The organism is Pseudomonas sp. Irchel s3f7, from assembly GCF_900187615.1.
In the GTDB taxonomy this organism is placed as follows: domain Bacteria; phylum Pseudomonadota; class Gammaproteobacteria; order Pseudomonadales; family Pseudomonadaceae; genus Aquipseudomonas.
In genome coordinates, this window is record NZ_FYDO01000026.1 from 89,473 (window position 1) to 105,211 (window position 15,739).

Annotated in this window: 15 protein-coding genes and 1 pseudogene; 10 read left to right on the forward strand and 6 right to left on the reverse strand. The window is 59.7% G+C overall.

Annotated elements, in window-relative coordinates:
• Positions 1-48: 48 nt before the first annotated feature.
• Positions 49-1,155 (reverse strand): DNA-processing protein DprA, encoded by a 1,107-nt coding sequence (gene dprA, locus CKW19_RS21600; protein WP_095059766.1) that lies wholly within the window; start codon positions 1,153-1,155, stop codon positions 49-51.
• Between the two features lie 81 nt (positions 1,156-1,236).
• Positions 1,237-1,992: pseudogene (locus tag CKW19_RS21605) on the reverse strand (peptidoglycan-binding protein); the annotation flags it as partial.
• A gap of 238 nt (positions 1,993-2,230) precedes the next feature.
• Between CKW19_RS21605 and def the strand changes: the two are divergent.
• The 5 genes from def (at position 2,231) to CKW19_RS21630 (ending at position 6,913) form a co-directional block, all read left to right on the forward strand.
• Positions 2,231-2,737 (forward strand): peptide deformylase, encoded by a 507-nt coding sequence (def, locus tag CKW19_RS21610; RefSeq protein ID WP_095059768.1) that lies wholly within the window; start codon positions 2,231-2,233, stop codon positions 2,735-2,737.
• A 69-nt stretch (positions 2,738-2,806) separates the two neighbouring features.
• Positions 2,807-3,766, forward strand: coding sequence for a methionyl-tRNA formyltransferase (gene fmt, locus CKW19_RS21615; protein WP_095059769.1), 960 nt, complete (start codon positions 2,807-2,809; stop codon positions 3,764-3,766).
• Complete coding sequence (gene rsmB / locus CKW19_RS21620) at positions 3,763-5,073, forward strand: 16S rRNA (cytosine(967)-C(5))-methyltransferase RsmB (RefSeq protein ID WP_095059770.1); 1,311 nt, start codon at positions 3,763-3,765, stop codon at positions 5,071-5,073. The genes fmt and rsmB overlap by 4 nt, the downstream gene beginning before the upstream one ends.
• A 22-nt stretch (positions 5,074-5,095) precedes the next feature.
• Complete coding sequence (trkA, locus tag CKW19_RS21625; protein WP_046042728.1) at positions 5,096-6,472, forward strand: Trk system potassium transporter TrkA; 1,377 nt, start codon at positions 5,096-5,098, stop codon at positions 6,470-6,472.
• Positions 6,473-6,589: 117 nt separating this feature from the next.
• The gene (locus CKW19_RS21630) at positions 6,590-6,913 is read left to right on the forward strand and encodes a tetratricopeptide repeat protein (RefSeq protein WP_095059771.1); all 324 of its coding nucleotides are present in this window, start codon (positions 6,590-6,592) and stop codon (positions 6,911-6,913) included.
• A gap of 99 nt (positions 6,914-7,012) precedes the next feature.
• Here CKW19_RS21630 and CKW19_RS21635 read toward each other — a convergent pair whose 3' ends face one another.
• Together CKW19_RS21635 and CKW19_RS21640 are read right to left on the reverse strand one after the other, a co-directional pair.
• Positions 7,013-7,900, reverse strand: a complete 888-nt coding sequence (locus CKW19_RS21635) for a lysophospholipid acyltransferase (RefSeq protein ID WP_095059772.1) — start codon at positions 7,898-7,900, stop codon at positions 7,013-7,015.
• Between the two features lie 40 nt (positions 7,901-7,940).
• Positions 7,941-8,498 (reverse strand): DNA-3-methyladenine glycosylase I, encoded by a 558-nt coding sequence (locus tag CKW19_RS21640; protein ID WP_095059773.1) that lies wholly within the window; start codon positions 8,496-8,498, stop codon positions 7,941-7,943.
• An 81-nt stretch (positions 8,499-8,579) separates the two neighbouring features.
• Here CKW19_RS21640 and glyQ point away from each other — a divergent pair, with 81 nt between their 5' ends.
• The 4 genes from glyQ (at position 8,580) to CKW19_RS21660 (ending at position 12,993) form a co-directional block, all read left to right on the forward strand.
• On the forward strand, positions 8,580-9,533 hold the full coding sequence (gene glyQ, locus CKW19_RS21645; RefSeq protein ID WP_008155694.1) for a glycine--tRNA ligase subunit alpha: 954 nt from the start codon (positions 8,580-8,582) through the stop codon (positions 9,531-9,533).
• The gene (gene glyS, locus CKW19_RS21650; protein WP_095059774.1) at positions 9,530-11,584 is read left to right on the forward strand and encodes a glycine--tRNA ligase subunit beta; all 2,055 of its coding nucleotides are present in this window, start codon (positions 9,530-9,532) and stop codon (positions 11,582-11,584) included. The genes glyQ and glyS overlap by 4 nt, the downstream gene beginning before the upstream one ends.
• A gap of 4 nt (positions 11,585-11,588) precedes the next feature.
• Positions 11,589-12,128 carry a D-glycero-beta-D-manno-heptose 1,7-bisphosphate 7-phosphatase gene (gene gmhB / locus CKW19_RS21655; protein ID WP_177408843.1) on the forward strand — a complete coding sequence of 180 codons (540 nt, stop codon included), beginning with the start codon at positions 11,589-11,591 and terminating at the stop codon, positions 12,126-12,128.
• An 85-nt stretch (positions 12,129-12,213) separates the two neighbouring features.
• Positions 12,214-12,993: a 1-acyl-sn-glycerol-3-phosphate acyltransferase gene (locus tag CKW19_RS21660; protein ID WP_095059776.1), complete on the forward strand. Its 780-nt coding sequence runs from the start codon at positions 12,214-12,216 to the stop codon at positions 12,991-12,993.
• Positions 12,994-13,176: 183 nt separating this feature from the next.
• On the opposite strand, the gene CKW19_RS21665 is transcribed toward CKW19_RS21660, so the two are convergent.
• Complete coding sequence (locus CKW19_RS21665; protein ID WP_095059777.1) at positions 13,177-14,709, reverse strand: PAS domain-containing sensor histidine kinase; 1,533 nt, start codon at positions 14,707-14,709, stop codon at positions 13,177-13,179.
• 168 nt (positions 14,710-14,877) lie between these two features.
• Between CKW19_RS21665 and CKW19_RS21670 the strand changes: the two genes are divergently transcribed.
• Positions 14,878-15,594: a response regulator transcription factor gene (locus tag CKW19_RS21670; protein ID WP_095059778.1), complete on the forward strand. Its 717-nt coding sequence runs from the start codon at positions 14,878-14,880 to the stop codon at positions 15,592-15,594.
• A gap of 25 nt (positions 15,595-15,619) precedes the next feature.
• Here the strand turns inward: CKW19_RS21670 and CKW19_RS21675 are convergent.
• On the reverse strand, positions 15,620-15,739 hold a 120-nt coding region (locus CKW19_RS21675; RefSeq protein ID WP_141228961.1), incomplete at its 5' end, for a transposase.

The following is a 15,739-nucleotide window of genomic DNA, read 5'->3' on the forward strand; positions in this document are numbered from 1 at the left end:
CTCTCCAGAAATAGGCTCTGCGCAGTTTACCGATCTTGTTTATAAAACCTAGCTCACCCGTGCAAACCAGCGGCCGTTTTCGCACACCGCACGGCCGTCCATTTCCAGTTCCGTCAACGCCGCCAGCACTTTCGGCAAGGCCCAGCCGCTGGCATCGACCAGCGCTTCACTGGTCAGGGGAGCCGCATGCAACAACATCAACAGGGGATGAGTCGTCGTAACTTCGCACATCTCTGTGAACAACGGTTGTTGCTGCCAGCCACGCAAGGCTTCGAGGATGTGCTCAATGGTTTCAACCAACACCGCGCCATCGCGGATTAACTGATGGCAGCCCCGGGCGCCGGGATGATGGATGGAGCCGGGAATGGCAAACACTTCTCGTCCTTGTTCCGCCGCCAGCCTCGCGGTGATCAGCGAACCGCTGGCGACACTGGCCTCGACCACCAGCACGCCGAGGGACAAACCGCTGATGATCCGATTGCGTCGGGGGAAGTTGCCAGCACTGGGGCCAGTATCCAGCGGAAACGCTGAAAGCACCGCGCTGCCCGAGGCGATCATGGCGTCTGCCAGGCGTCGATTGCGCTGTGGATAAAACTTCTCAAGGCCCGTCCCCAGCACTCCGACCGTTTGCCCGCCGATGTCGATTGCAGCCTGGTGCGCGGCGGCATCAATGCCCAGCGCCAGACCGCTGGTGATGACAAAACCGGCGCCGGCCAGGCTGCGGGAAAACGCGCTGGCGGTGTCCATGCCCGGTCGCGATGCACGTCGGCTGCCGACCATCGCCAGCTGAGGTTTTTCCAGAATGCCCGGATCGCCCGCGACGAATAACAGCGGCGGTGCATCGCTGATTTGCGCCAGCATCGCCGGGTAGTCAGGCTGGTCCCACATCAGTAAATGCTGGCCAGGACGCTCCAGCCAGGCCAATGCGTGGCTGGCGCCATCACGAACTTCAGTGCTGCGCCTGGCCTCGGAACAGGCCAGCGGCAGACCCAACGCGTGCCAGGCACTGGCGGGTGCGCTGATGGCTTTGGACGCCGAGCCGAAGGCCTCCAGCAACTTCTTGAAGCGTGCCGGGCCGAGCTCGGGCAACCGGTGCAAACGTAAACGGGCTTCCAGTTCCGCAGGGGAAACCGGTGTAACGGCAGGCAGCGACATGGATCATCCTTGATCGTTTTGAGTCCCCGTCGATACGGGAACAAGCTGTGGATAACTCTGTTGGTAACTTGTGAAGCACGCTTACGGATTTCGCACCTTATCCATCACCGCCAGCGAGCGCGAGGCGTCAAGCACCAGCCCGTAGCTGAGTTTGTCGTAGGTGCGAAAAACCATCAGCAGACCGGCGCGCTGATCGGGAATTTTCAGGGATTGGCCGGTGATCCGGTCGCGAACGGTTTCGCCGGTTTTCATCACCGCCAACACGTTGCCCTCGACCAGACCGTCACGCTGCCCCTTGTTCAGCGTGACCACGTCCATCGCACCGATTTGCGTCACACCGCGCGGTACATCAATGATCAAGCCGTTGATTTCGGCACTAGGAGCACTGGGCGTGAAGGTCGAATGGATCGAACGCTCCTCGCCACGGAACAATCGATCGCCCAGTCGCACTTCCTGAGTCGTGCGCTGCACGTCGAGCGTAGCCACGTCTCCTTCGATGGCGACCACCTCGCCACCGCCGATGTCATCGGCGTTGATCCCCAGAACCTCGTGGCTCTGCGGGTCGGTGTAGACCTTGCCCTGGCGAAAGATTCCATACACCGGTTGCGTCGGGTCGAAGTGACCCCGAGCGAAAATGCGGTCACCGCTGCCACTGAGCACGCGCTCGGCATCGCCGGCGACGATGTAGGGCGCCTTGTCGAAATCCTCGGCCTTGTCGACGATGCGGTTACTCAATAAAAAACTGTTGATCGACTTCAGCGCAACGCTCGCAATGGTCTCGGTCACCGGGCTGACACGCACCTGGGGCGACAGCTTTACGGTGGGAATGTCTTGCCCGGGCAGCGCCTGGCCCTGTGCGAAACCGGCCGAGGCCAGAAGCAGCAGGGCGAGTAGTGATTTCCTCATGCGGTGAATCCCTTTATTATGTGCATTCGCGTGAAACGACAAAGTCTTCGTGGCTCGCTCCCGGCTTGCCAATCAAAAGAAGGGAGCTACGTTTCACACCGGTTGCCTGCATCTTCGGACCGCCAGGCCATCGACCCGACCTTACTTCACACGTGCAGTCATCAAGCTTATGGCCATTTTAAACATCCTCGAATTTCCTGATCCGCGTCTGCGCACTATCGCCAAACCAGTGGCCGTAGTGGACGACGAAGTGCGTCAGTTGGTCGACGATATGTTTGAAACAATGTATGAAGCGCCAGGCATCGGCCTCGCCGCGACCCAGGTCAACGTGCACCAACGCATCGTCGTCATGGACCTCTCCGAAGACCGCACCGAACCTCGGGTGTTCATCAACCCCGAGTTCGAGTCCCTGACCGACGAGATGGAGCAATACCAGGAAGGCTGCCTTTCGGTACCGGGCTTCTACGAAAACGTCGATCGCCCGCAACGGATCAAGGTCAAGGCCCTGGACCGTGACGGCCAGCCTTACGAACTGATCGCCGAAGGCCTGCTCGCGGTGTGCATCCAGCACGAATGCGACCACCTCAACGGCAAATTGTTCGTCGACTACCTGTCCACGCTCAAACGCGACCGCATCAAGAAGAAGCTGGAAAAACAGCATCGCCAGAACGCTTGATGCCCTCCTTCAAAGGCTTGCTGCGGCAAGCCTTTTTCTTTTCAAGATGCTTTGCAATAGAGAACACCCATGACTGAGCCACTGCGCATCGTCTTTGCCGGCACCCCGGAATTCGCCGCCGAACACCTCAAGGCCCTGCTCGCCAGCCCTTACGAGATCGTTGCGGTCTACACCCAACCGGATCGCCCGGCCGGTCGTGGGCAAAAACTGATGCCGAGCCCGGTCAAGCAGCTGGCGCTGGAAAACAATATTCCGGTGCTGCAACCGCCGACCCTGCGCAATGAAGAGGCTCAGGCTGAACTGGCCGCATTGAAGCCGGACTTGATGGTGGTGGTCGCCTACGGCCTGATCCTGCCGCAAGTGGTGCTGGATATTCCGCGCCTGGGTTGCATCAACAGTCACGCCTCGCTGCTGCCACGCTGGCGTGGTGCGGCGCCGATCCAGCGCGCCGTGCAAGCAGGTGACGCCGAAAGCGGCGTGACCGTGATGCGCATGGAAGCCGGCCTCGATACCGGGCCGATGTTGCTTAAAGTCAGCACGCCGATCAGCGCCGAAGACACCGGCGGCAGCCTCCACGATCGCCTGGCGGAAATGGGCCCACCGGCCGTGATCCAGGCCATTGCCGGTCTCGCCGCAGGCACGTTGGAAGGGGAAGTGCAGGACGACAGCCTCGCCACCTACGCGCACAAATTGAACAAGGACGAAGCACGTATCGACTGGACTCGCCCGGCAGTTGAGCTGGAACGTCTGGTACGTGCCTTCAACCCGTGGCCGATCACCCACAGCACCTTGAACGGCGAAGCCCTGAAAGTGCTGGCCGCGACGCTCGCCGAAGGCAAAGGCGCACCGGGTGAAATCCTCGGCGCCAGCAAGGACGGCCTGATCGTCGCGTGCGGCGAACAAGCCCTGTGCCTGACCCGCCTGCAATTGCCCGGCGGCAAGGCGCTGAACTTCAGCGACCTGTTCAACAGCCGTCGCGAGAAGTTCGCTACCGGCATCGTCCTCGGCCAAGCGGCGGACGCTCAATGAACCCGCGCCTGGCCGCCGCCAAGGCACTCGCCGCTGTCCTGAGCGGAAAAGCCTCGCTCAACAGCTCACTGCCGACGCAGATGGACAAGGTCGAAGACCGTGATCGCGGTTTCACCCAGGACCTGGCGTTCGGCACCGCGCGCTGGCAACCGCGCTTGTCGGCGCTGGCGGCCAAACTGTTGCAGAAGCCGTTCAAGGCCGCCGACGCCGATGTCGAAGCCTTGCTGTTGGTCGGCCTCTATCAGTTGCTCTACACCCGCGTCCCGGCCCACGCCGCCATCGGCGAAACCGTCGGTTGCGCCGACAAGCTGAAAAAACCTTGGGCCAAGGCCTTGCTCAACGCCGTGCTGCGTAATGCTCAGCGCGAAAGCGAAACGATTTTCGCCGAACTGGAACGTGATCCGGTGGTGCGCACCGCCCACCCACGCTGGTTGCAGAAATCCTTGAAGGCGTTCTGGCCCGAGCAATGGGAAGCCATTTGCGCAGCCAACAATGCGCATCCGCCGATGATTCTGCGGGTCAACCGTCGCCATCACAGCCGTGATGCCTACCTCGGATTATTGACCGACGCCGGTATCGCCGCGACGCCATGCGTTTATAGCCGCGACGGTATCGTGCTCGAAGCCGCCACCGACGTGCGCAGCCTGCCAGGTTTCGCCGACGGCTGGATCAGCGTGCAGGACGAAGCCGCGCAACTGGCCGCCGATCTGCTGGATCTGGCCCCTGGGCAACGGGTGCTCGACGCCTGCTGCGCTCCGGGAGGCAAGACCTGCCACATCCTCGAAGCCGAGCCAAAGCTGGCCGGCGTCGTCGCGGTGGATCTGGAAGCCAAGCGTCTGGTGCGGGTTCGCGAGAACCTCGAGCGCCTGAAGCTCAGCGCCGAACTGATCGCCGCCGACGGCCGCGACACTCAACTATGGTGGGACGGCAAGCCGTTCCAGCGCATCCTGCTGGACGCCCCGTGTTCGGCGACCGGTGTGATTCGCCGTCACCCGGACATCAAGCTGACCCGCCAACCCGACGACATCGCTGCGCTGGCGGTACTGCAAGGCGAATTGCTCGACGCCATGTGGATAACGTTGGAAGTGGGCGGCATTCTGCTTTACGCCACCTGTTCCACATTGCCGACCGAAAACACCGAAGTCATCGAAGCGTTCCTTGCCCGCACACCGGGCGCCCGTGAACTGGATCTCGCCACCATGGCCGGGATCAAGCAACCCCATGGTCGCCAGTTGCTGGCCCAGGAAGGCGGGCACGACGGGTTCTACTACGCCAAGCTGATCAAGATCGCCGCCGCGCGCGGCTAAATGGATTCAATGGAGTGACTGGATGAAAATCATCATCCTCGGAGCAGGGCAGGTCGGCGGTTCGCTGGCCGAACACCTGGCGAGCGAAGCGAACGACATCACCGTGGTCGACACCGATGGTGAACGCCTGCGCGACCTTGGTGACCGGCTGGACATCCGCACGGTTCAGGGCCGCGGTTCGTTCCCGACCGTGTTGCGCCAGGCCGGTGCCGACGACGCAGACATGCTGGTCGCCGTGACCAACAGCGATGAAACCAACATGGTCGCCTGCCAGGTCGCCCACACCCTGTTCCACACGCCGACCAAGATTGCCCGGGTGCGCGAAGCCGCGTACCTGACCCGCGAAGAACAACTGTTCCAGAACGAAGCGATTCCGGTCGACGTGCTGATCAGTCCGGAACAAGTGGTCACCAACTACATCAAGCGCCTGATCCAGCACCCCGGCGCCTTGCAGGTGATCGACTTCGCCGAAGGCAAGGCGCAACTGGTGGCGGTGCGGGCTTACTACGGCGGACCGCTGGTGGGCCAGCAACTGCGGCAGTTGCGCGAGCACATGCCGAACGTCGAAACCCGCGTCGCTGCGATTTTCCGTCGCGACCGGCCGATCCTGCCCCAGGGTGACACGGTGATCGAGGCCGACGACGAAGTCTTTTTCATCGCCGCCAAAGCGAACATTCGCGCAGTCATGAGCGAAATGCGCCGTCTCGACGAGACCTATAAACGCATCGTCATCGCCGGTGGCGGGCAGATTGGTGAACGTCTGGCCGAAGCCATCGAGAGCCGCTATCAGGTGAAGATCATCGAGATGAACCCGGCGCGTTGCCGACATCTTTCGGATCATCTCGACAGTACCGTGGTGTTGCAGGGCAGTGCCTCGGACCGTGACCTGCTGATGGAAGAGAACATCGCCGACGCGGACCTGTTCCTGGCCCTGACCAACGACGACGAAGCCAACATCATGTCGTCGCTGCTGGCCAAGCGCCTGGGCGCGAAGAAGGTGATGACCATCATCAACAACCCGGCCTATGTCGATCTGATCCAGGGCGGCGATATCGACATCGCCATCAGCCCGCAGCTGGCGACCATCGGCACGCTGTTGGCCCACGTGCGCCGTGGCGACATCGTCAGCGTGCACTCACTGCGCCGGGGCGCGGCAGAAGCCATCGAAGCGATTGCCCATGGCGATGCGAAATCGAGCAAGGTGATCGGCAAGGCCATCGAGAACATCGGTTTGCCGCCGGGCACCACCATCGGCGCGATCATCCGCGACGAAGAAGTGATCATCGCCCACGACGACACCGTGATCGAAGCGGGCGACCATGTGATTCTGTTCCTTGTGGATAAAAAGCATATCCGCGATGTAGAGAAACTGTTCCATGTGGGGTTGAGCTTCTTCTGATCCTTTAGACCGCCTTCGCTGGCAAGCCAGCTCCTACAGAGAATCGCGCATAACCTGTAGGAGCTGGCTTGCCAGCGAAGGCGATTTCGAAAACGACAACCATTCGGAAACTCCCCCATGCTCGAATCCCTGGAAAAAATGCTCGCCAAGGGTGTGGATAACTCACTGTTGCGCTTTGGCCTGGGCAAGGGTTATCTGGATCTGGGGGAGAACGCCAAGGCTGCGGAGCATTTCCAGCGCTGCGTCGAGTTCGATCCGAAGTATTCAGCAGCCTGGAAGTTGTTGGGCAAGGCCCATCTGGCGTTGGCGGACCATGCGGCCGCACGCCAAGCCTGGGAGCAAGGCCTGGAAGCCGCCCGCGCCCATGGCGACAAACAGGCAGAGAAGGAAATGACGGTGTTTCTGAAGAAGCTCGAGCGTCAGGCGCACGCAGGCCAATAAAGACCAAAAGATCGTCCGAACGCGGCCCGAGCCATCGGCAGCTCCTGCGGGGTGTACGCCGAGCCTTTGCAGGAGCCTGCGATCTTTTGATTTTTTACATCAATACCAGCGAGCTTCGCCTGGCGGACGCTTCTTGAAGCGCTTCATGCTCCACATGTACTGGCTCGGATAGGCCCCGACATATCGCTCGACCACTTTACTCATGGCCGCGCATGACTCGGCGGTATCGGTGCTGTACATGGCTTCGGGTGCGGCTTCCAGGATCACTTTGTAGCCAGAACCGTCCGGCAGGCGCAACGCATGCAGGAACACGCCAACCGCTTTGCCGCCCGCCAGCATGTTCGGCACAAACTTGCTGGTCAGCGCCTGGGTGGCGAAGAACGGCACGAAGATCCCGGCGGACTCGGACGGTTCCGGGTCAGCGGGAATGCCCACTGCCCCCCCTCTGCGCACTTCCTTGATGACGCTGAGGATGCCTTCCTTGGTGGAAGCGGCAACCTTGTTGCCCAACTGCACGCGCTGCTTTTGCAGCAATTCATCCACCGCCTTCAACTTCGGCGGGCGATAGAAAATGATCGGTTTGCACTGGCTGCAATAGAAGTGATTCAGCACTTCCCAGTTGCCCAGGTGACTGGTGATACCGACGACGCCTTTGCCGGAGGCGAGGGCCTCTTTCAATATGTCGAGGCCTTCGACCTCACGTACCAGATCGATAGAGCGCTGGGCCGGCCAGATCCAGGCGCAGGCGCTTTCGGTCAGGGACTTGCCGATGTCTTTCAGGCTCTGGCCGACCAGGCGTTCGCGCTCGGCCGGGTCCATGTCCGGAAAGCACTTGGACAGGTTGATCCGCACCACGTCGCGAGAACGGTTGGGGAATTTCCACATCATCCAGCCAATCGCCGAGCCGACGGCCTGAACGGCCCCCCACGGCAACAGGGCAAACAGCCGCAGAGCGCCTACCAGCAAGGCGCCTTTTAACTTATCCACAGGTCACTCCTGATCTTGTGCTGTGCGCGAGGCGGCCATTCTAACCGCCGTTCGCCAACAGCGCGTAGCGGTCGCAATCGCGGGTGTGGTCCATGACCATGCCCGAAGCCTGCATCAAGGCGTAGCAAATGGTCGGGCCGACGAACGTGAAACCGGCTTTTTTCAGGCCCTTGCTCATCTCTACCGCGGTTGGCGTGACGGCCGGGACTTCGCTGCGATCCTTGAAATGATTGACCACAGGCTGGCCACCGACGAACGACCAGAGAAATGCCACCGGGTCCTCCAGCGCCAGCCAGGCCTGGGCATTACGCCGGGCCGCGTTGAGCTTGAGACGGTTGCGGATGATCCCCGGATCGAGCATCAACTCGTCGATTTCCGCGTCGCTCATCTGCGCCACACGCTGGACATCAAAACCAAACATCACCTGGCGATAATGCTCGCGTTTACGCAGCACAGTGATCCAGGAAAGGCCGGCCTGGAACCCTTCGAGCAAAAGCAACTCGAACAAACCCTGCGCATCGCGTAGCGGCGTGCCCCACTCCTGATCGTGATAAGCCATGTACAGCGGATCTTCGGAACACCAAAAGCAGCGTGGCATAAGGCTCCAGGGGGCGTGCGCAGCAACGAATCGGGTATACTCCCGCTCTTTAAATCGCAGCCCAAGAAACAGGTGAATTTCGTGAGCCAGCCTACGCCAGCCGTGCGTACCTTCCAAGACTTGATCCTCGCCCTCCAGCAATACTGGGCCGAGCAAGGTTGTGTGGTACTTCAGCCCTACGATATGGAAGTAGGCGCCGGCACTTTCCACACTGCAACATTCCTGCGCGCCATTGGCCCGGAAACCTGGAACGCCGCCTACGTGCAGCCAAGTCGTCGTCCGACTGACGGCCGCTACGGCGAAAACCCGAACCGTCTGCAGCACTACTACCAGTTCCAGGTTGTCCTGAAGCCAAACCCGGACAACTTCCAGGAACTGTACCTGGGTTCCCTCAAGCACGTCGGCCTGGACCCGTTGGTCCACGACATCCGCTTCGTCGAAGACAACTGGGAATCGCCGACCCTCGGCGCCTGGGGTCTGGGCTGGGAAGTCTGGCTCAACGGCATGGAAGTGACGCAGTTCACCTACTTCCAGCAAGCGGGCGGCATCGAGTGCTACCCGGTGACCGGCGAGATCACCTACGGTCTCGAGCGTCTGGCCATGTACCTGCAAGGCGTGGACTCGGTCTACGACCTGGTCTGGGCTGACGGCCCGATGGGCAAAGTGACCTACGGCGACGTGTTCCACCAGAACGAAGTGGAGCAGTCGACCTACAACTTCGAACACGCCAACGTCGAGAAGCTGTTCGAACTGTTCGATTTCTACGAAAGCGAAGCCAAGCGCCTGATCGAACTCGACCAGCCGCTGCCGTTGCCGAGCTACGAAATGGTGTTGAAGGCTTCCCATACCTTCAACCTGCTGGATGCACGCCGGGCGATTTCCGTGACCGCGCGCCAGCAATACATTCTGCGTGTACGCACCCTGGCGCGTTCCGTTGCGCAAGCCTACCTGCTGGCCCGCGCCAAGCTCGGCTTCCCGATGGCGACCCCGGACCTGCGTGACGAAGTACTGGCCAAGCTGGAGGCTGCACAATGAGTGCTCTGGATTTTCTGGTTGAACTGGGCACCGAAGAACTGCCACCCAAAGCCTTGAACACCTTGGCCGAGGCGTTCCTCGCCGGTATCGACAAGGGCCTGCAAGCTGCCGGCCTGAACTACGAGACCAAAACCGTTTATGCCGCGCCGCGCCGTCTGGCCGTGCTGATCACCGCACTGGCCACCCAGCAGCCGGATCGCAGCATCAACCTCGATGGCCCGCCACGTCAGGCCGCGTTCGATGCTGAAGGCAACCCGACCCAAGCGGCACTGGGCTTTGCCAAGAAGTGCGGCGTCGACCTGAGCGAAATCGATCAGAGCGGCCCGAAACTGCGCTACAGCCAAAGCATCGCCGGCAAGCCGACGTCGAGCCTGCTGCCGACCATCGTCGAAGACTCGCTGAACGACCTGCCGATCCCGAAACGCATGCGTTGGGGTGCGCGCAAAGAAGAATTCGTGCGTCCGACCCAATGGCTGGTGATGCTGCTCGGTGACCAGGTCATCGACTGCACCATCCTCGCCCAGAAGGCTGGCCGTGATTCCCGTGGTCACCGTTTCCATCATCCGGAAAACGTGCGCATCGGTTCGCCGTCGAGCTACCTGGCCGACCTGCGTGCCGCCTACGTGCTGGCCGACGCCAACGAGCGTCGCGAGATCATCAGCAAGCGCACCGAAGAGCTGGCCACCCGTCAGGAAGGCACGGCAATCGTTCCGCCAGCCCTGCTCGACGAAGTGACCGCACTGGTCGAATGGCCGGTGCCGCTGGTGTGCTCGTTCGAGGAACGTTTCCTCGACGTGCCGCAAGAAGCGCTGATCACCACCATGCAGGACAACCAGAAGTACTTCTGCCTGCTGGACGCCGACGGCAAGTTGCTGCCACGTTTCATTACCGTGGCCAACATCGAGAGCAAAGACCCGCAGCAGATCATCGCCGGTAACGAGAAAGTGGTTCGCCCACGCCTGACCGACGCCGAGTTCTTCTTCAAGCAAGACAAGAAGCAGAAACTCGAAGACTTCAACCAGCGCCTGCAAAACGTGGTGTTCCAGGAAAAACTCGGCAGCGTCTACGACAAGGCCGAACGTGTTTCCAAACTCGCCGCTTACATCGCAGCGCGCATTGGCGGCAACGCTTCGTGGGCGGCTCGTGCAGGCCTGCTGTCCAAGTGCGACCTGGCGACCGAAATGGTCGGCGAGTTCCCGGAGATGCAAGGTGTCGCCGGTTACTACTACGCCCTCAATGACGGTGAGCCGGAAGACGTCGCACTGGCGCTGAACGAGCAGTACATGCCACGCGGTGCTGGCGCTGAGCTGCCTGCCACTCTGACCGGTGCAGCCGTCGCTATCGCTGACAAGCTGGACACCCTGGTCGGCATCTTCGGTATCGGCATGCTGCCAACCGGCAGCAAAGACCCGTACGCCCTGCGCCGTGCAGCGCTGGGTGTGTTGCGTATCCTGATCGAGAAGCAACTGGATCTGGACCTGAACGACGCCGTGGCTTTCGCCGTGAATGCGTTCGGTACCAAGGTCAAGGCTGCCGGCCTCAACGACTCGGTGCTGGAGTTCATCTTCGACCGTCTGCGTGCCCGTTACGAAGACGAAGGTGTCGACGTCGCGACCTACTTGTCGGTACGTGCCCTGAAGCCGGGTTCGGCTCTGGACTTCGACCAGCGCGTGCAAGCCGTCCAGGCTTTCCGTCAATTGCCGGAAGCTGCAGCCCTGGCCGCCGTGAACAAGCGTGTGTCGAACTTGCTGAGCAAGGTCGAAGGCTCCATTCCGACCGTCGTGGAAGCCAAGTACTTCGATAACGCCAACGAGTTCTCCCTGTACTCGGCGATCCAGCAGGCAGACCAGGCGGTTCAGCCGATGGCTGCAGCACGTCAGTACAGCGAATCGCTGGCACGTCTGGCTGCGTTGCGCGAGCCAGTGGATGCGTTCTTCGAAGCCGTAATGGTCAACGCGGAGGACGCAAAAGTCCGCGCCAACCGTTATGCGTTGCTGGCGCGTCTGCGTGGGCTGTTCCTCGGCGTTGCCGACATTTCGCTGCTGGGCTGAGGAATTGCTGTTGAAACTGCTGATTCTCGATCGGGACGGAGTGATCAACTACGACTCCGACGCTTACATCAAGTCGGTGGAGGAGTGGATTCCACTTCCCGGTTCGATCGAAGCCATTGCGCAGTTGAGCAAGGCCGGCTGGACGGTAGCGGTCGCTACCAACCAGTCGGGCATCGCTCGCGGCTATTACGACCTCGCCACCCTCGATGCCATGCACGAGCGCTTGCGCTCACTGGTGGCGGAGCAGGGTGGTGAAGTCGGGCTGATCGTCTACTGCCCCCACGGGCCGGACGACGGTTGTGATTGCCGCAAACCGAAACCCGGGATGCTGAAAACCATCGCCGGGCATTACAACGTGTCGCTGACCAATCTCTGGTTCGTCGGCGACAGCCTTGGTGACCTGGAAGCCGCAAAAGCCGTCGATTCACAGCCAGTTTTGGTAAAGACCGGAAAAGGCGTAAAGACTTTGGGCAAGACCCTACCGGTTGGCACATTGATTTTTGACGATCTGGCGGCGATTGCCGCAGAACTTATCCACAATTAGAGTGCTTCTGATGTTTTCCTGATAAAGGATTGATCAGGGGTGCGCTTTATACAGGCGGGTATTGCCCGCAACGGTAAACGTCACCATGTCGATATTGCAGGCGATCAGAACCTTCCTCTTTTACCTGCTGCTGGGCACCAGCTCCTTGCTGTGGTGCAGCCTGAGTTTTTTTATCGCGCCATTTCTGCCTTTCAAGGCGCGCTATCGTTTCATCAACGTGTATTGGTGCCGCTGCGCCCTGTGGTTGAGTAAGGTCTTTCTGGGCATCAGCTACGAAATCAAAGGCGCCGAGAACGTCCCTGAACGGCCTTGCGTGATTCAGTCGAACCACCAGAGCACGTGGGAGACTTTTTTTCTCTCCGCCTACTTCTCACCGTTGAGCCAGGTGCTCAAACGTGAATTGCTCTTTGTTCCGTTCTTCGGTTGGGCCATGGCCATGTTACGGCCGATCGCCATCGACCGGGACAACCCGAAAGCTGCACTCAAGCATGTGGCGAAGAAGGGCGACGAACTGCTCAAGGACAATGTCTGGGTACTGATTTTCCCTGAAGGCACACGCGTTCCTTTCGGCACCGTCGGGAAATTCTCCCGGGGTGGCACCGCACTGGCGGTCAATGCCGATCTTCCCGTACTGCCGATCGCACACAATGCCGGCAAGTTCTGGCCGAAAACCGGTTGGGCGAAGAAGAAGGGCGTGATCACGGTCATCATCGGTGCTCCGATGTATGCCGAAGGCAGCGGGCCGCGTGCGATTGCCGAATTGAACGACCGGGTTCAAGCCTGGAACGAGCAAATGCAACGGGAAATGGGCTCTATTCCACCTGCTCCGCAAGCTCCGGTCTCCAACGACTCGATGGCGGTCTGAAATTCTGTGGATAAGCTGTGTACCGTTTCATTGAAAAGTGTCATTTCTCTATTCTAACTTTATGTTTTTATTACATATTTTATAGAATGATAAAAACCATAAAAACGTGCATAAGTTTTTTTTGGGCGCAAAAAAACCGGCTGATATAGCCGGTTTTTTTATGCCCGCTAGAACGACCTGCATTCACTCTTCAAGCAACGGGAATTCCAGCGTGAAACACGTGCCTTCGCCGACCACGCTGCGGCATTCAATTCGTCCGCCATGGTGATCCATGACGGCTTTCACCATCGACAACCCCAATCCCACCCCATCGATCCCCTGGGCTGAAGAGAAACGCCGATACTGAGTGAACAGCGCGGGTAACTCTGCGGCCGCGATGCCTTTGCCTTGATCGGTGAGCTCACACGTTAGCCAGCTGTCGCTGTGCCTGACGCTCAAGCAGACGCGAGTTCCTGCAGCGCTGTACTTGATGGCGTTTTCCAGCAGATTGAACAGCGCGCGGGTCAGCAGCGCCTGATCCGCCATGATCAGGCTTTCCTGCGCTTCATCCTGCACGTCATGCACCAATTGGATCTGCTTCTGTTGCGCAAGGGGAAGTGCCTGATCGAACACATCCATCACCAGCATCGCAAACAGGCTCGGCTGAAATTGATAGGCGTCGGACTCGGCTTTTGCCAATTGAACGAATCCGTCAGTCAAACTCAGCGCCCGACGCACTTGAAGCTCGATTTGATCGAAGAGCCGCGTGTCACCGCCGACCTGATGCCGGTGCACATCGAGCAGCGCAAGAATCGCCGAGTGCGGTGCCCGCAAGTCGTGGGACAAGAAGCGCAACATAACGGCCCGCTGTTCTTCTGCATCGCGTTCGATACTCAGGTCGATCAGGCTCCATAACCAGCCAACGGGCGTTTCCCCGTCTGCCGGCAGCAACACTGCGCGTTCCAGTCGCAAACTACGCTCTTTGACGTCGCGAAACTCCAGCAACGGCAGCGTTGATAGTTGCCCGATGGCGCCGTGGATCAGGTCGGGGTAACCGAGTTGTAGCAACTGCTCAACCACGCCATCGCCCACCAGACTTGCGCCAAACAAATCGCGGGCTTTGCGGTTGCCGAGCAAAATTTGTCCACGGGGATCGCTGATCAACGTGGCGACAGGTAAATACTCCAGACCATCGGCGATGAAACGATGGGTATCGCGCGTCCGGCTCATGGCCTGTTCAAGGGCCATGACCTGCTTCTGCAAACGGTCGCCACGGGGAAACCGGGTTCGACGCCGCTCCGGAAAAACCTTCGGTTCGCTGTCGAGCCGCGCCAGCTCCCAGCCAAAATAGGTCAGCACCACACTGAGGCGCCGCCAGTTCCAGATCAGGTAACCAAACAGCATGCTGAGTACAGCCGGCATCGGCGACCACAACTGGTTCAACTCAGCGAGACCAGCGCTGGTCAGCAGCGTACACGCCATGCCAATCATCGTCAGCCAAAGTGCGAGACGCGGACGCCATAGCAGCAATCCCAGAACACCTGCCACCCAGGCAACAGAAAGCGATGCGCTCAAGCCCGGCGACACGTCGTTCAGTTTGATTTGTGCCCGATAAGACACCAGCGCAGTCAACGGCAGTAACACTAAACTTATCCACACCCACTCACGGACCAATTGCCGGAACAAGTGCTGTACCTGACTTGGCACACGACTTTCGCGGCGCCATGACTTACTCATGGAATAAAGAGGAGGGTGGGGTGAATGATTTCATAGCGCTCAGATCTAAGGACGGACACCGAAGAATCATAGCGGACGTTAACCAACCATGGACCGCTTACTTTCACTGTGTTGATCAAGCCGCTATTGTCGACAACCAACTGCTCAAGCGACAAGGAGTCACCGCATATGCGCGTTGCGATACTGGACGATGAACCCGCCGAACTACGCCGGGTTGAACAAACCCTGCAACAGATGGCTGAACCCGGAGAACAGCCGTGGTCACTGCACAGTTTTGAACGCGGGGAAGACTTGTTGCGCCAACTGCGCCGGGAAACATTCGATCTGCTGATCCTCGACTGGCAATTACCCGATCTCAATGGTTTGTCGCTGCTGCGTTGGACCCGTGAACACATGAAGGCACCACCGGCTGCAATCATGCTCACCAGCCGTGATGGTGAAAACGATATCGTCCTGGCCCTGAATGCGGGTGCCGACGACTACGTCAGTAAACCGTTCCGGCCCAACGAACTGAAAGCCCGGGTTAGTGCCGTGCTGCGTCGGCACAATCAGCAACGGGCGGTCGCTGAAGAGTTGAGCTTTAACGACCTGGTGTTTGACGATGCAGAACTCACTGTCACTCGCGACGGCAAACCGATCGCCATGACAGAACGTGAGTATCAGCTGGCGAGCTGCTTGTTCAGCAACCTGGGTCGACCGTTGTCGCGAGACTACTTGTACGAGCGGTTCTGGCCCCATGAGGAAATGTCTTCGTCGCGCCCGCTGGACACCCATATCTATCGCCTGCGCAACAAGCTTGGGCTGACGGCAGACCGGGGCTGGCAGCTGCTGACGATTTACGGGTATGGGTATCGGTTGGAAAGTGTGACGCCGGCAAGCGAGTGAACCGCCGGGCATAAAAAAAGGTTCTTCACGGATTACCGGGAAAGACGCTCTTGATCTTCATGAAAAAGAATTCGCTATCCCGGTAACCGTACGCCATCCGCTTGATGACCTTTATTCGATTGTTTATCCCTTCCAGCTGACCCGT